General features: G+C 36.8%; 8 protein-coding genes. 7 read left to right on the plus strand and 1 reads right to left on the minus strand.

The features are described 5' to 3' along the window. The first annotated feature begins 6 nt into the window (after positions 1-6). From NJT12_RS01130 to NJT12_RS01160, 7 genes are all read left to right on the plus strand, one after another. Complete coding sequence (locus NJT12_RS01130; RefSeq protein ID WP_271334085.1) at positions 7-2,406, plus strand: glycoside hydrolase family 31 protein; 2,400 nt, start codon at positions 7-9, stop codon at positions 2,404-2,406. Positions 2,407-3,014: 608 nt separating this feature from the next. Further along, positions 3,015-5,021, plus strand: a complete 2,007-nt coding sequence (locus tag NJT12_RS01135; protein WP_271334086.1) for a glycoside hydrolase family 97 protein — start codon at positions 3,015-3,017, stop codon at positions 5,019-5,021. Between the two features lie 274 nt (positions 5,022-5,295). Beyond that, complete coding sequence (locus NJT12_RS01140; RefSeq protein ID WP_271334087.1) at positions 5,296-7,455, plus strand: glycoside hydrolase family 3 C-terminal domain-containing protein; 2,160 nt, start codon at positions 5,296-5,298, stop codon at positions 7,453-7,455. Positions 7,456-7,471: 16 nt separating this feature from the next. Further along, a complete protein-coding gene (locus tag NJT12_RS01145) occupies positions 7,472-9,712 on the plus strand; it encodes a glycoside hydrolase family 3 C-terminal domain-containing protein (protein WP_271334088.1) in 2,241 nt (746 codons plus the stop codon). A 109-nt stretch (positions 9,713-9,821) separates the two neighbouring features. After that, positions 9,822-11,333: a cellulase family glycosylhydrolase gene (locus NJT12_RS01150; RefSeq protein WP_271334089.1), complete on the plus strand. Its 1,512-nt coding sequence runs from the start codon at positions 9,822-9,824 to the stop codon at positions 11,331-11,333. A gap of 104 nt (positions 11,334-11,437) precedes the next feature. After that, positions 11,438-13,387 (plus strand): sialate O-acetylesterase, encoded by a 1,950-nt coding sequence (locus NJT12_RS01155; RefSeq protein ID WP_271334090.1) that lies wholly within the window; start codon positions 11,438-11,440, stop codon positions 13,385-13,387. Positions 13,388-13,804: 417 nt separating this feature from the next. After that, positions 13,805-16,150, plus strand: coding sequence for a glycoside hydrolase family 95 protein (locus NJT12_RS01160; protein ID WP_271334091.1), 2,346 nt, complete (start codon positions 13,805-13,807; stop codon positions 16,148-16,150). Positions 16,151-16,293: 143 nt separating this feature from the next. On the opposite strand, the gene NJT12_RS01165 is transcribed toward NJT12_RS01160, so the two are convergent. After that, the gene (locus NJT12_RS01165) at positions 16,294-16,851 is read right to left on the minus strand and encodes a CvpA family protein (protein ID WP_271334092.1); all 558 of its coding nucleotides are present in this window, start codon (positions 16,849-16,851) and stop codon (positions 16,294-16,296) included. Between the last annotated feature and the right edge of the window lie 187 nt (positions 16,852-17,038).

Raw genomic sequence — 17,038 nt, forward strand, 5'->3', positions numbered from 1 at the left:
AAACCAATGAGAAACGCACAACTAAAAGCATTGTTTTCGATCTTCATGTTTGGATTTTTGGTAACGCCAAAAGCGTCTGCACAAATTCAGAACGCAGATGTGTTGAATGCTCCTATAGATATCAGCAAGGATTTTCAGAATTATATGAATACCTTTTATTTTGCCGATGAACTGACTGCTTTTGATCCTGCAACAGGAAAAGGAACAATTAAATATCTGAGATACAATTACAAAACGCGTCAGGCTTTCAACAACATGATGATGAAACCGGAGGTAGTTCCTGCAAACGAATTTCCAACGACAGAATATCAGGCTTCACCAGAATTGCCGTTCCAGATTCAGTTTGTATCAGATAGAACCATCAGAATCAAAACCACTTCAGGACCGCAATTTCATCCTGAAAAAGAGTCTTTGATGTTGATAAATGGTGTTGCACCAAATCATCCTGAATTATGGAAATATTCTAAAATCGAAGGCGGACATAAATACACCAGTAAACATGGTTCAGTTGAAATTTTAACAAAACCATGGCACGTAAAGATTTACGACGAAACAGGAAAATTATTGACCAGTACACTTCATGATTCAGATCTGCAAAATACGTATACGCCAACACTTCCGTTTTCGTATGTGCGCAGAAACAGCGACTATTCAAGAAGTATGGGAGCTGCTTTCAGCCTAGAACCGGACGAAAAAATATTTGGTTGCGGAGAATCTTTCACACAATTCAATAAACGCGGACAAAAAGTAGTTTTATGGACAGATGATGCAAACGGAATCCAGAACGAAACGATGTACAAACCTGTTCCGTTTTATATGAGTAGTCGTGGTTACGGAGTTTTCATGCACCATTCAACACCCATTACGGTTGACTTTGGAAAATATTACGCAAGTGCCAACGAAATGTATATTGGTGATGATGAAGCCGATTTATTTTTCTTCATCGGAGAACCAAAAGACGTTTTAGACCAATACACAGATTTGACCGGAAAAGCAGCAATGCCACCACTTTGGTCGTTTGGTTTCTGGATGAGCCGAATCACTTATTTTTCTGAAAAAGAAGGAAGACAAGTAGCAAAAGATTTGCGTAAATACAAAATCCCAACAGATGTAATTCACTTTGATACCGGTTGGTTTGATGTAGACTGGAGAAACAATTATGAGTTTTCTAAAGACCGTTTTCCGGATGCTCAAAAAATGATGTCAGATCTTAAAGACGATGGTTTTCATGTATGTTTATGGCAATTGCCGTATTTCTCACCAAAGAATACCTTGTTCAACGAAATCATGGATAAAAACTTAGCGGTAAGAGATCGCAAAGGAAATCTTCCTTACGAAGATGCTGTTCTTGATTTCTCAAACCCTGAAACTGTAACCTGGTATCAGGCAAAATTGAAACATTTATTCGATCAGGGCGTTTCAGTTTTCAAAGTTGATTTTGGAGAAGCAGCACCGCCAGACGGAATTTACCATTCAGGAAGAACCGGTTTCTACGAACACAATTTATATCCATTAAGATACAACAAGGCTGTAGCCGAAATTACCCAAAAAGAAAAAGGTTATACTTTAATCTGGGCAAGAAGTACTTGGGCAGGATCTCAGCGTTACCCATTGCATTGGGGTGGAGATGCAGAAACTACAAACGGAGCAATGTCGGCAGAATTGCGTGGCGGACTTTCATTAGGATTAAGCGGATTTAGTTTCTGGAGTCATGACGTTGGAGGATTTGCAACAAAATCACCGGAGAATTTATACAGAAGATGGGCGCCTTTCGGGATGTTTACCTCACACGTAAGAAGCCACGGAGAACCTCCGCGCGAACCTTGGTTGTACAGCAAAGATTTCCTTGAAGGATTTAGAAAAGCAGATAATATGCGTTACGAATTAATGCCATATATCTACGCCCAGGCAAAAGAAAGTTCACAAAAAGGATTACCAATGATGCGCGCTTTATTTGTAGAATATCCAAATGATCCGGGCGCATGGTTAGTTGACAATGAATATTTATTTGGATCAAGTATATTAGTTGCACCACTTTTTGAAGAAGTGACAGAAAGAGACGTTTATCTTCCTGAAGGAACTTGGATTGATTACCAAACTAAAAAAGTATACCAATCAGGCTGGCATAAAATCAAAGCCGGAGAAGTGCCAATTGTAGTTTTAGTAAAAGACGGAACTGCATTGCCTCACATCGCTTTGGCACAATCTACAAAAGACATGGATTGGAGCAAATTAACCTTGAAAGTATACGCAAGCGATAAAACAACTTCGGCAACAGCCAAAGTATTTTTACCTGACGGCGATGCGGTACAAGAAATTAAAGTAACCAAAAACGGAAACAATTTTGACGTAACTTCAAATCCATTAAAAGGAAAAACGACTCTAAAAACGGAGTGGATAAAATAAATCAGTTGCTTTATCCCATAGGGATTTAATGTCGGTAGAAACATCAACCATTGTAGTCATTTTTCCCGTTAGGGAATACACAAAATAAGATATATAATTCCTGACGGGACATTGAAACGGGTATTCTGTTTTTTTCTACCAACATTAAATCTCTACGGGATAAAAAAAATGAAAATCTGCTGAATCTGCCAGATCTGCGTGAAAAAAGAAACACATAGAAAAAGAAATCATTTTAATCGGTGTAATTAGTGGCAAAAAAAATAATTCGTGCAATTCGTGGCAAAAAATAGACATAGATTAAAAAGATTAAAAATTGAGAATTAAAAATCTGCCAGATATGCGTGAAAAAAAATAAACACATAGAAACATAGGATTTTGCAAACTTTAAATAAGTAAACAAAAAAGCACGCTTTTCACACATAGTCCCCATAGCTATCGGGATGTGTTAATGCAAGTGAAACGCCTATTACAAGATTACAAAATCCTATGTTTCTATGTGTTAAAAATATTTCCAATCAGAATAAAAATAAGTTTTTGTTGAGTTTCTAAATCGGGTGAAAGCACAAGCAACACCCGATTTATTAAAAATGAATTAAGAAAAAAATATCATGAAAAATTACCTCATTCTTCCCGCTTTAATCCTTTCAGTTTCGATTGGATACAGTCAGAAAAATAAAAATGCTTATGAATTGGCCTCGCCAAACGGGCAAAACAAAATCAAATTTGAGTTAGTAAAAAACGCTCCAAAATATGCGGTTTCACACGGGAAAACCGAAGTGATTACACCATCAGATATGGGATTTTTGCTAAAAGGAAATGAAAACTTAAGCACAGATTTCGAAATCAAAAGTGTAAAGAATTCGACTTTCGATGAAACCTGGGAACAAGTTTGGGGAGAAAAGAAGAACATCAGAAACCACTACAATCAGCTTTCTGTTCAATTACAGCAAAAAGCGGGAAACAAACGTAAGCTTGAAATCCAGTTTCGTGCGTTTGATGACGGAATCGCTTTTAGATATGTATATCCAAAACAAAGTGTAAAAGACAGTATTTTCATTATGGATGAAAAAACCACTTTTAACTTAAAAGAAGATGGAAAAGCATGGTGGATTCCGGCAAACAGAGAAAACCGTGACGAATATCTTTTTAACGATGCGGCGGTAAGTAAGCTGGACACGGTTTTGACACCATTAACGATCGAAAGCAAAAGCGGATTAGCATTGAGTTTTCACGAAGCAAATTTAGTTGATTTTGCCAGTATGACTTTGGTAAACACAACCGGAACGCAACTTAAATCTGATTTGGTGCCGTGGTCAGATGGTGTAAAAGTTCGAGTAAAAGATACGTTTACATCTTCATGGAGAACACTTCAAATAGGAGAAAATCCATCAGATTTGATTACTTCTTATTTGATTTTAAATCTGAATGAACCAAATAAATTAAAAAACATCACAAGTTATTTCAAACCATACAAATACTTCGGAATTTGGTGGGGAATGCACATTGGGAAATATACTTTTTGGGAAAGCGACAAACAAGGCGCAACCACGAAACACGCCGAAGAATATATTGATTTTACAGCAAAAGAAGGATTTCATCATTTGTTAATCGAAGGCTGGAACAAAGGCTGGACACCACAATGGTATGAAAACCACATGCACATGTTCAGTTTTACAAAAAGTGCAGACAATTTCGACTTAGAAAAAGTAGTAGAATACGGAAAGAAAAAAGAGGTAGAATTGATTGGTTATCACGAAACAGGATCAAACTTAATCAATTATTTAAAAGAAGTTGATGCAGGTTTTGCTTTATATAAAAAACTGGGAATTCATTCGGTTAAAATTGGACACGTAGGTTCAAAACTGAACATGAAAGAAATGCATTTTGGACAATTTGGAGTAAATTATTTCAGATATATATTAGAAAAAGCGGCGCAATATGATTTAGCCGTATTGTACCATGAATCGATAAAAGATACAGGAGAACGAAGAACTTTCCCAAACATGGTTTCGAGAGAAGCAGCAAGAGGACAAGAATACAACGCTTGGAGCGAAGGAAATCCGCCAAATCATTTGACAATTCTTCCGTTCACCAGATTGCTTTCAGGACCAATGGATTATACACCGGGAATTTTTGATGTTGAGGTAAAACAAGGATATCCAGGCAAAAGAGTGCACGGAACCGCAGCACAACAATTGGCATTGTATGTAACGATTTATGCGCCAATCCAGATGATGGCAGATCTTCCTGAAAATTATGAAGGAAAACCAGCATTACAATTCTTAAAAGATGTTCCAACAGATTGGGAAGATACTAAAGTTTTGGAGGGAAAAATTGGAGAATATATTACAACAGCCCGTAAAGACAGACACAGTGCTGATTGGTATTTAGGAACAATTACCAATGAAAATGCAAGAGACGTAAATGTTTCTTTATCATTTTTAGATCCAAACGCAACTTATGAAGCTCAGATTTATGCTGACGCCGAAGGAACTGATGAAACACATAATCCATCAGCAATAGCAATTTCGAAGAAAACAGTAAAAGCATCAGATTCATTAAAATTGCATTTAGGCGGAGCAGGAGGAACAGCAATTAGATTTAAAAAATTATAGATATAGATTGGCAAACCCGACAGGTTTTCAAAACCTGTCGGGTTTACTTGACGTAAAGATTAGAATTTAAATATCCTAACAGGTTTCCAAAACCTGTTAGGTATATATTTAACGTAACGATTAGATTTAAAAAAATATAATTTATTAGGTTTCAAATATCCTAACAGGTTTTTAAAACCAGTTAGGTATATATTTAACACAACGATTAGCTTCAAAAAAATATAATTTATAAAAATGTAAAACCCGTAGGGTTTAATAACCACAATTTTTTTAAATGAAAAACGACATACTACATATTGTTTTTATTTTGGCTATCAATTTGGTGTCTTCACAGCAAAAGCAATATCCTTTTCAGGATCCTAAATTAGATACTGAAAAGCGTATTGATAATTTGTTATCGTTGATGACGCTTGATGAAAAAGTTCAGGCATTAAGCACGAACCCGTCGGTAAAAAGATTAGGCGTTTTAGGTACAGGTCATGTAGAAGGATTGCACGGTTTAGCACTTGGCGGACCGGGAGAATGGGGCGGAAAAAACAAACAACCCGTAACCACCACCACTTTTCCTCAGGCTTATGGTTTGGGAGAAACCTGGGATGTTGATTTGTTACAAAAAGTCGCGAATGTTGAAGGTTACGAAACCCGTTATGCATTTCAAAAATACCATCGCGGCGGTTTAGTCGTTCGTGCTCCAAATGCCGATATTGCAAGAGATCCGCGTTGGGGACGTACCGAAGAAAGTTATGGAGAAGATGCTTTTTTTAACGGAACTATGACCGTTGCTTTTGTAAAAGGATTACAAGGAAATAATCCCAAATATTGGCAAACGGCTTCATTAATGAAACACTTTTTGGCCAACAGCAACGAAGATGGCAGAACCTATACATCATCTGATTTTGATGAAAGACTTTGGCGAGAATATTATGCGTTGCCTTTTCAAATGGGCGTTGTCGAAGGAGGATCACGTGCTTACATGGCGGCATACAATAAAGTAAACGGAATCCCGGCAATGGTACATCCGATGTTGAAAAATATTACCCAAAAAGAATGGGGACAAAACGGAATCATTTGTACCGATGGAGGCGCATTCAAATTATTACTTTCAGATCATAAATATTACGCAGACAAATATCTTGGCGCTGCGGCAGCCATAAAAGCGGGAATTAATCAATTTTTAGATGATTATACAGAAGGTATTTACGGAGCACTTTCGCATGGATATTTAAAAGAAAAAGATATTGACGACGTTATTCGTGGCGATTATCGCGTAATGATTCAATTGGGAATGTTAGACGTTTCAGATGAAAATCCTTATTCGAAAATTGGAACAGAGAAAGATACAATCGATCCCTGGAAAACTGAAGCACATAAAAAAATCGCTTTGGAAGCCACCCAAAAATCAATCGTTTTACTTAAAAATGATTCAGAATTATTGCCTTTACAAAAAGATAAATTAAAAACCATTGCCGTAATCGGACTTCATGCAGACGAAGTATTGTTGGATTGGTACAGTGGAACTCCACCTTATACCATTTCTCCTTTACAGGGGATTAAAAATAAACTGGGAAACAATGTTGAAATTCTTTACGCTAAAAACAATATTGATGGCAAAGCAGTTTCAATAGCAAAAAAAGCAGATGTTGTCATTGTGATTGTTGGGAATCATCCGGTTTGTAACGCAGGTTGGGCAGATTGTCCCGTTCCGAGTGAAGGCAAAGAAGCTGTCGATCGTCAATCCTTGACATTAGAACATGAAGATTTAATTAAACTCGTGTATCAGGCGAATCCCAAAACGGTTGTAGCCTTGATTAGCAGTTTTCCGTATGCGATAAACTGGACACAAGAACACGTTCCGGCAATTGTGCACATGACGCAAAACAGTCAGGAAACAGGAACGGCTTTGGCCGATGTTTTATTTGGAGATTATAATCCTGGCGGACGACTGACACAGACTTGGGTGGCAGCCATTACAGATTTATCTGAATTATTAGATTATAATATCAGAAATGGCAGAACCTATATGTATTTCAAAGGAAAACCTTTATATGCTTTCGGTCACGGATTGAGTTATACCACTTTCAAATACAATTCTATTGAAACCAATTCAGAAACTATTGCTAAAAATGGTGAAGTAAAAGTAATTGTTTCGATCACTAATACTGGAAATAAAGATGGAGACGAAGTAATTCAGCTATACGTAAAGCAATTAAATTCAAAAGTAGAACGTCCTGAAAAAGAGTTAAAAGCATTTCAGAGAGTTTTCTTTAAAGCCGGAGAAACTAAGAATGTTTTTTTAACTTTAAAAGCTAAAGATTTAGAATATTGGAATACCGGAAAACAACAATTTGAATTAGAAAATAATGTAATTGAAATTCAGGTTGGAAGTGCTTCAGATGCCATTCTTCTAAACAAAAAAATAACTATCAAAAACTAAAAAAAAAGTACTAAGCATGAAAAACAAAATCATATACCTATCAGCGGCGTTGGCTTTTGCAGTATTTACTTCTTGTAAAAATGATGCAAAAAGTGAATCAGGTTCTGATTCAGGAGAACCAAAAGAATACAAAGGCAAAGAAATAGGATCAGAACACGATGCCGAAATAGATAAATTAGTGTCTCAAATGACATTGGAGGAAAAAATCGGAATGCTGCACGGTAACAGCATGTTTACTTCCGGCGGTGTAAAACGTTTGGGAATTCCCGAACTTAAAATGGCCGACGGACCTTTAGGGGTTCGTGAAGAAATTTCTCGTGACAACTGGGCTCCGGCAGGATTAACAAATGACTTTGCAACGTATTATCCGGCAGGTGGAGGACTAGCTGCAACATGGAATGCTGAAATGGCGTATACTTTCGGAAACAGCCTTGGACAGGAAATGCGTGCAAGAGACAAAGACATGTTACTTTCGCCGGCGATTAATATCGTAAGAACACCGCTTGGAGGAAGAACTTACGAATATATGTCTGAAGATCCGTTTTTGAACAAAAAAATTGCAGTGCCTTTGATCGTTGGTTTACAGGATAATGATGTTATGGCTTGCGTAAAACACTTTGCCGCAAACAATCAGGAAACCAATCGTGATTTTGTCGACGTACAAATTGACGAGCGTACGCTTCGTGAAATTTACCTTCCGGCATTCGAAGCTTCTATAAAAGAGGCTCATGCGTATAGTGTAATGGGCGCTTACAACAAATTTAGAGGAGAATATTTATGTGAAAACGATTATATGCTGAACAAAATCCTTCGTGACGAATGGGGATTTAAAGGCGTTGTAGTTTCAGATTGGGCTGCGGTTCACTCTACAGTAAAATCTTTAAAAAGCGGATTAGATATTGAAATGGGAACTCCAAAACCTTTCAATGAATTTTTTCTTGCCGATAAATTAATCGCTGCCGCAAAAAACAAAGAGATTTCAGAAGCAGAAATTGACATTCACGTAAAAAGAATCCTGCGCACTTTATTTCAGGTAAAAGCAATGGGCGGAAAAGACCGTGCAAAAGGTAGCATCGCAACCGAAGCACATTATCAGGATGCTTATAAAATCGCTGCAGAAGATATCGTTTTACTGAAAAATGAGAATAACGCATTGCCATTAAAACTAGATGGAGTAAAATCTATTGCCGTAATTGGAAACAATGCAACAAAGAAAAACGCTCTGGGCGGATTTGGTGCAGGAGTAAAAACCAAAAGAGAAGTTACACCGCTTGAAGGTTTAAAAAATAGATTGCCATCTTCAATTACAATCAATTATGCCGAAGGATATTTAGAGCGTTATGATGAAAAAAACAAAGGAAATTTAGGAAATATTACTTCAAATGGTCCTGTAACAATTGATCACTTAGATCCTGCTAAATTACAAGAAGCCATAGAAACAGCTAAAAAATCAGATGTTGCAATTATTTTTGCAGGTTCAAATCGTGATTACGAAACAGAAGCTTCAGATCGTAGAACTTTAAAATTACCATTCGGACAAGAAGAATTAATACAGAAAGTATTGGCCGTTAACCCAAGAACTATTGTAGTTATGGTTGCCGGAGCGCCTTTTGATATTGATGCTGTCAGCAAAAAAACTTCAGCTCTGGTGTGGAGTTGGTTCAATGGTTCTGAAGGAGGAAACGCTTTAGCCGATGTAATTTTAGGAAAAGTAAACCCGTCAGGAAAATTACCATGGACAATGCCGAAACAAATTATGGATTCTCCTGCGCATGCTACAAACAGTTTCCCCGGAGGAAAAACAGTAAGTTATGCGGAAGGAATTTTGGTAGGATACCGTTGGTTTGATACTAAAAACATCGCGCCATTATATCCTTTTGGATTTGGATTGTCGTACACCACTTTTGCTTTCGATAATGCAAAAACAGACAAAACTTCTTATGCAGAAAATGAAACAATCACTGTTTCTGTAGCCGTAAAAAACACAGGAAAAGTAGACGGTAAAGAAGTAGTGCAATTGTATACTTCAAAATCTGATTCGAAAATTACACGTGCTGCACAAGAATTAAAAGGTTTCCAAAAAGTATTGGTAAAATCAGGAAGTTCAAACACCGTAGCCATAAAAGTTCCCGTAAAAGAATTGGCTTATTACGATGTTGCCACTAAAAAATGGACTGTTGAACCAGGAAAATACACTTTGAAATTAGGAAACTCTTCAAGAGATATCAAGAAAGAAGTTGTTATAACAATTAAATAATACTTTGAAACATTAATGCTCTTTGATTTTTATTAAAGAGCATTATTTTAATAAATAAAAATGAAGTCGCGTGAATAAAACTTAGAACTAACTATCAAAACCAAACCAAATGAAAAACACAATTAAGAGTTACCTGTTTAGTGCCATTTTATGTTTGTCTTTTCTTACGATCTGGGCATGTAGTTCAGATAAAGACATAACCAATCCAACACCAGCAGAAAAAACACTAACAGCAGATACCAATAAAATTGATTTTTTAGGCAAAGGAAACGATGCGATTGTAAAAATCAATACGAATGTACAGACATGGACAATTGCCAGTTCTAATACCAACTGGATACAATTAAGCCAGACATCAGGAGTTACAGGAACGGTTATCGTTAAAATAACGGCTTTAGAAAATACAACTGCCGAAGCAAGAACAGCAACTCTAACTTTAAGTTCATCTGAAGCGCCGTCAGTTCAAATTTCAATTTCACAGGCAGGAGGAACTGTTAATACAGGTTTATACCCAAGTTACAATACAAACCCTCTTGCGGCTGATGCTTCAGCAATGAGCAGTACCGCAGTTCAATTGGCAGCAAAAATAAAATTAGGCTGGAATATTGGCAACACTTTAGAAGCGACAAACGGAGAAACTGCTTGGGGAAATCCAAAAGTAACCAAAGCATTAATCGATGCAGTTAAAGCAAGTGGTTTCAATGCCGTTAGAATTCCATGTTCTTGGAATCAATATCTGGCCAATACAGCAACAGCTCAAATCAGAACCGAATGGTTAGACCGAGTGAAAGAAGTGGTACAATATTGCGTTGATAATAATATGTATGTTGTAGTAAACATTCACTGGGATGGTGGATGGTTAGAAAACAATATTACCGAAGCTAAAAAAGAAGAAAACAACGCCAAACAAAAAGCATTCTGGGAACAAATCGCAACACATTTACGCGGATTCGACGAGCATTTACTTTTTGCAAGTGCAAATGAACCAGCGGTTGAAGATGCGGCACAAATGGCCGTTTTAACTTCGTACCATCAAACCTTTATTGATGCTGTTCGTTCAACAGGAGGAAAAAACGCATACAGAACTTTGGTAGTTCAGGGACCAACAACAGATATCGAAAAAACAAATAAACTAATGCTGACTTTGCCAACTGATTCACAAGCAAATCGCATGATGGTCGAAGTTCATTATTATACACCATGGAATTTTGCGGGATTAACTAAAGATGAATCCTGGGGAAAAATGTTCTATTATTGGGGAACAGGTTATCACTCAGCAACAGATACAGATCGAAATGCAAGCTGGGGCGAAGAAGCAGATTTAGAGAAATATTTCAAATTAATGAAAACCCAATTTGTCGATAAAGGTATTCCTGTTTTGTTAGGAGAATTTGGCGCCATTCGTCGAACAACCTTAACTGGGGACGCTTTGACTTTGCATTTGGCTTCAAGAGCTTATTATTTAAAAACGGTGGTAAAAACAGCCAAAGCAAATGGATTATTACCTTTTTATTGGGATGAAGGAAGTCTTGGCGACAATAGTTTCGGAATAATTAATCGATCTAATAATACTGTTTCGGACACTCAGGCAATGAATGCAATGATCGAAGGATTACAATAAAATAGAAATTCACCATATAAGTGATATAAGTAAACATGAGTTCAGCCTATGAGTAAAACTTAAATTATCTTATATCACTTATATGATTTAAAACAATAAAGACAATGAAGAAAAGCATAATCTTTCTTTTTATAATGTGCAATATCTTGGTAAATGCCAATGTTAGAATGCCTATATTATTTTCTGACGGAATGGTTTTGCAGCGCAACAAAGAAATTCCGGTTTGGGGTTGGGCAGAACCAAATGAAAAAGTGGAAGTGCATTTCAATAAACAAACCAAAACTGTCCAAGCCGATAAAAACGGTAAATGGATAATTAAACTTTCTGCTGAAAAAGCGGGTGGGCCTTTTGAGTTATCCATTACAGGAAAAAATAAAATCGTAATCAAAGATGTTTTAGTCGGTGAAGTCTGGATTTGCAGCGGACAATCTAACATGGAATTTCAGATGTACAAAACCATGAACGCTGATAAAGAAATGGCAGATTCCAATTATCCTATGATTCGGCATTTTGGCGTTGCTCAGGATTTAAGCGGAACACCAAAAGAAGATTTAAAAGCCGGAAAATGGCTGGTCGCTAACAAAGACAATATCCGTGATTTTACAGCCGCAGGATTTTTCTTCGCCAAGAAATTATATGCAGAACTAAAAATCCCAATCGGAATCATAAATACTTCCTGGGGCGGTACGAATGTCGAAACCTGGACAAGTCACGAAGCTTTCGAAAAAAGTAATGATTTCCAAGCCATGATTGCCGATGTTCCGCAAGTAGATATGGATGCCGTTTTTGAAGTGTATAAAAAATCGGTTCTTGATAATGTGAAAAAAGTTCAGGGTTTTGATGTTTCCATGGAAAATGAAAATCAATTCAAAGAATTCAGTTTCGATGATAAAAATTGGCCGGAAATAAAAGTACCATCGTTATGGGAAAACCAGCAAATAGGCAATGTCGATGGTGTAGTTTGGATGCGAAAAACAATCATTTTATCCGCTGAACAAGCCAAATCCGAAGCCATTTTACATTTATCAAAAGTCGACGATGAAGATATTACTTATGTAAACGGTGTTGAAGTAGGGACGAATAAAATCTGGGAAGCATTAAGAATTTATAAAATTCCGGCAGGAACTTTAAAAGAAGGTAAAAACATAATTGCCGTAAGAATCGCAGATTATTCTGGCGGCGGCGGAATCTACGGCGATCCTGCCGATCTTAAAATTCAGTTCAAAGACACTAATATCTCGCTTGAAGGACTTTGGAAATTCAATGTTGTGGATGTAAAAATCGCAGTTTCACCAAACAGTTATCCGTCATTATTATACAATGCGATGGTAAATCCGTTAATTCCGTATGCTTTTCAGGGCGTTTTATGGTATCAGGGCGAAGCCAATGTTTGGCGAGCAAAGCAATACAAAAAATCATTTCCGTTAATGATCAACGATTGGCGCACAAAATGGAATCAGGGTGATTTCCCTTTCTATTTTGTACAATTATCCACTTTTGATGAATTCAAAGGCAATAGTAAAGTCGGAAGTCGTTGGGCAGAACTTCGCGAAGCACAAGCCGAAACCCTAAAATTAAAAAACACCGGAATGGTTGTAACCACAGATATTGGTAACGCAAAAGACATTCACCCTACAAATAAGCAAGACGTTGGTTTGCGTTTGGCGGCAATTGCTTTGAATAATGTTTACGGCAAAAAGCAAGTTTACAGCGGACCAACTTTTAAGTCTCAGGAAATAAAAGGAAACGAAATAATCCTTACTTTCGACAATCTAGGAAGCGGATTATCAACTTCTGACAATTCAGAAAACATAAAAGGATTCGAAATCGCCGGAACCGACAAAGTTTTTCATTCCGCGAAAGTGATAATAAAAAACAACAAAGTCATCGTTTCAAGCGAAAACGTAAAAAATCCCGTAGCCGTTCATTACGGTTGGGCAGATGATGATACCGAAATCAATCTTTTCAACAAAGAAAAATTTCCCGCATCGCCATTCAGAACCGATAATTGGGAAATGATTACAGCAAACGCAATATATAAGGTGACTAAATAGATAATCTTGATTTCCTAACAGGTTTCCAGAACCTTTTAGATATATTATAGGTAATTCCAGAATGTTTATATTAGCGATAAAAATAATAATCAGATCGGGCTATCCGCGCTACTTCGGTAGCCAGATCCTCTCCCTCACGCGCGCATATTGGGGTTGCGTATCCTAACAGGTTTCCAAAACCTGTTAGGTATAATTGTTAAAAGAAGCCAAAAATCAGAATATATAAAGCTGATTTTCCGATATCTTAACAGTTCTTTCAACCTGTTAGGTATGATAATGTAATATTGGAGCGAATAATAATAATACCTAACAGGTTGAAAAAACCTGTTAGGATATCATAAACAAACAAAAGAATACATGAAGTCAAATCTCATTAAGACATTTTTTATTTTATTATTCACCTCTTTCTGCCTAAACATGTCAGCGCAATCCAGTCATGTTTTATGGTACAATCAACCTGCAGAATTTTTTGAGGAAAGTTTGGTTTTAGGAAATGGAAAAATGGGCGCAACCGTTTTTGGCGGCGCAAATTCAGATAAAATATATCTGAACGATGCCACACTTTGGTCAGGCGAACCCGTAAATGCCAATATGAATCCGGAAGCATATAAAAATATTCCGGCTATTCGCGAAGCACTCAAAAACGAAAACTACAAACTAGCCGACGAATTAAACAAAAAGATCGAAGGCAAAAATTCCGAATCATTTGCACCTTTAGGAACATTAGAAATCAATAATTCCGAGAAAGGAAAAGCGGTTAATTATTATAGAGAACTCGATATTTCGAAAGCACTATCAAAGGTGAGTTACGAAATGAACGGTATAAAATTTACCCGTGAATATTTTGTTTCGGCACCGGACCAAATCATGGTAATCAAATTGACAAGCAGTGCAAAAGGAGGTTTGAATTTTGATATTAATTTAAAGAGTCTGCTAAAATCAAATGTCGAAGTAAGAAATAATATTTTGGTAATGAAAGGATTTGCTCCAATGCATGAAAATGCAGGATATACGATTTTGCCAAAATATGAAAAAATAAACGAAAGAGGAACAAGATTTACAACGTTAATTCAAATCAAAAAAACAGACGGGAAAATTACAAGCTCCAGAGAAACGTTAACTTTAAAAGATGCGACGGAAGCCATTATTTACGTTTCTGTTGCCACAAGTTTTAATGGTTTTGATAAAAATCCCGCAAATGAAGGATTAGATGATGTATCAATTGCATTGCAAAACCTGAATAAATCATACTTAAAATCATTCGATCAATTAAAAGAAGCTCATGTTGCTGATTATCAAAAATTCTACAATCGTGTAACTTTAGATCTGGGAAAAACAACTGCTCCGGATCTGCCTACAAACGAACGTTTACTGCGCTACGCTGATGGTAAAGAAGATAAAAACCTTGAAATTCTTTATTTCAATTTTGGACGTTATTTACTAATCAGCTCTTCGAGAACTTTGGGCGTTCCAGCGAATTTACAAGGCATTTGGAATCCGCATTTAAACCCGCCATGGAGCAGTAATTATACCATGAATATCAATCTCGAAGAAAATTACTGGCTGGCTGAAAACACCAATCTTTCAGAGATGCATTTACCACTTTTAAGCTTCATCAAAAATCTTTCGGTAACCGGAAAAGTAACGGCAAAGACTTTTTATGGTGTTAACGAAGGTTGGGCTGCTGCTCACAATTCTGATATTTGGGCAATGACAAATCCGGTGGGACAATTTGGAAAAGAAGATCCAAGTTGGGCGTGTTGGCCATTATCCGGAGCCTGGTTGAGTACACATATTTGGGAACATTATATTTTTACTCAGGATAAAGATTATCTAAAAAAAGAAGGATATCCAATCATGAAAGGGGCGGCGCAATTCTTTTTAGGCTGGATGATTACGGATAAAAATGGGAATCTAATTACATCGCCATCCACTTCTCCGGAAAACAAATACATTGCCCCAGACGGATTTATTGGAGCAACCATGTATGGCGGAACGGCAGATTTGGCCATGATTAGAGAATGTTTTGATAAAACAATAAAAGCTTCAAAAGTATTAAATACCGATGCTGATTTTAGATCGAAACTGGAAACGGCACTTGCGAAATTCCATCCGTACCAAATTGGTAAAAAAGGGAATCTGCAAGAATGGTATTTTGACTGGAATGACGAAGATCCAAAACACCGTCATCAATCACAATTATTCGGACTTTTTCCTGGCGATCATATTACACCGGAAAAAACACCAGATTTAGCCGAAGCTTCAAAAAAGACATTAGAAATAAAAGGTGATGAAACGACAGGTTGGTCAAAAGGTTGGAGAATCAATCTTTGGGCAAGGCTTTGGGACGGAAATCGTGCCTATAAAATGTTCCGCGAATTATTAAGATATGTTGATCCGGACGGAAAGAAAACCGAGAAACCAAGAAGAGGAGGAGGAACGTATCCGAATTTATTCGACGCACATCCGCCCTTTCAAATCGACGGAAATTTTGGCGGAGCCGCAGCCGTTGCAGAAATGCTCGTTCAGTCAGATGAAAACGAAATCAGATTATTGCCCGCTTTACCAGACGCTTGGGAAACTGGTTCAGTAAAAGGAATCTGCGCCCGCGGCGGATTTGAAATCGAAATGAACTGGGAGAATAAGACCCTGAAGAAAGTTACGATTTTTTCTAAAAGAGGAGGAAAAACAACTTTAATTAATGGAGATAAAAAACAGAATATCACGTTGAAAAAAGGAGAAAAATTAGAAGTTAACTGGTAAAATAGTTCTAAACTCAATCTTTGTCAAACCCGATAGGTTGAAAAACCTGTCGGGTTTTGCATTAAAAAACGAATGTCATCCTGAGCGAAGTCGAAGGCTTGATTATAGGAACGGGCTTCGACTCCGCTCGCCTGACAATTCAATTATTCTTTTTTATTCTCAGCATTTTCATTAGACTTCTCTTCAGAAGTTTTAGCATGTTCTTCTTTAAAAACATCATACCATTTTTCGATAGAAGGATAAACGAAAGCAGCTACTTTTTTTATCGGATTATAAAAGAAATATTTATCGAAAGTTTCTTTTTTGGCAAAAGTTTCATTGAAGTTCATTTTCTCAAAAAGGGCAATGAATATACTTAGAATCAGGACCGTTTTTAAGATTCTAAAGAACCCCCCTCCCAGTTTATTTGCCCATCCAAGGAAAGCAAAATCAGCAATTCCGGTAAGGATTTTGGCAAGGAAATAAACGCCAATTACCACCAGAATAAAAGTCAGGATAAAAGCGGTGATTTGTATCGTATTTGGATTCCATGAAACGTGTTTCATAATCACTTCCTTCATAAAAGAAGAGAATTTAATCGCAATATAAATTCCCAATAATAAAGAAATAAAAGAAGCAACTTCTACAAAAAGACCATTTTGGATTCCTTTGTATAAACTAAAAGCCAAAAGAGCACCAACAATAATATCAAAAAAACTCATGTTTTCTGTTTGTTTAATTAAAGCGCAAATATAAAAGAATTATCTGCTTTTCTTAAGGCTTTAGGTTCCTAAACCCGACAGGTTTTTAAAACCTGTCGGGTTTGTCAACAGAATTATAACCTGCGTTAATAGATTAAATCCGTATAATCCGTGAACCATTTACAAATAACTGTATGAGAAATCTTTA

This window comes from Flavobacterium azizsancarii (genome assembly GCF_027980145.1).
In the GTDB taxonomy this organism is placed as follows: Bacteria; Bacteroidota; Bacteroidia; order Flavobacteriales; family Flavobacteriaceae; genus Flavobacterium; species Flavobacterium azizsancarii.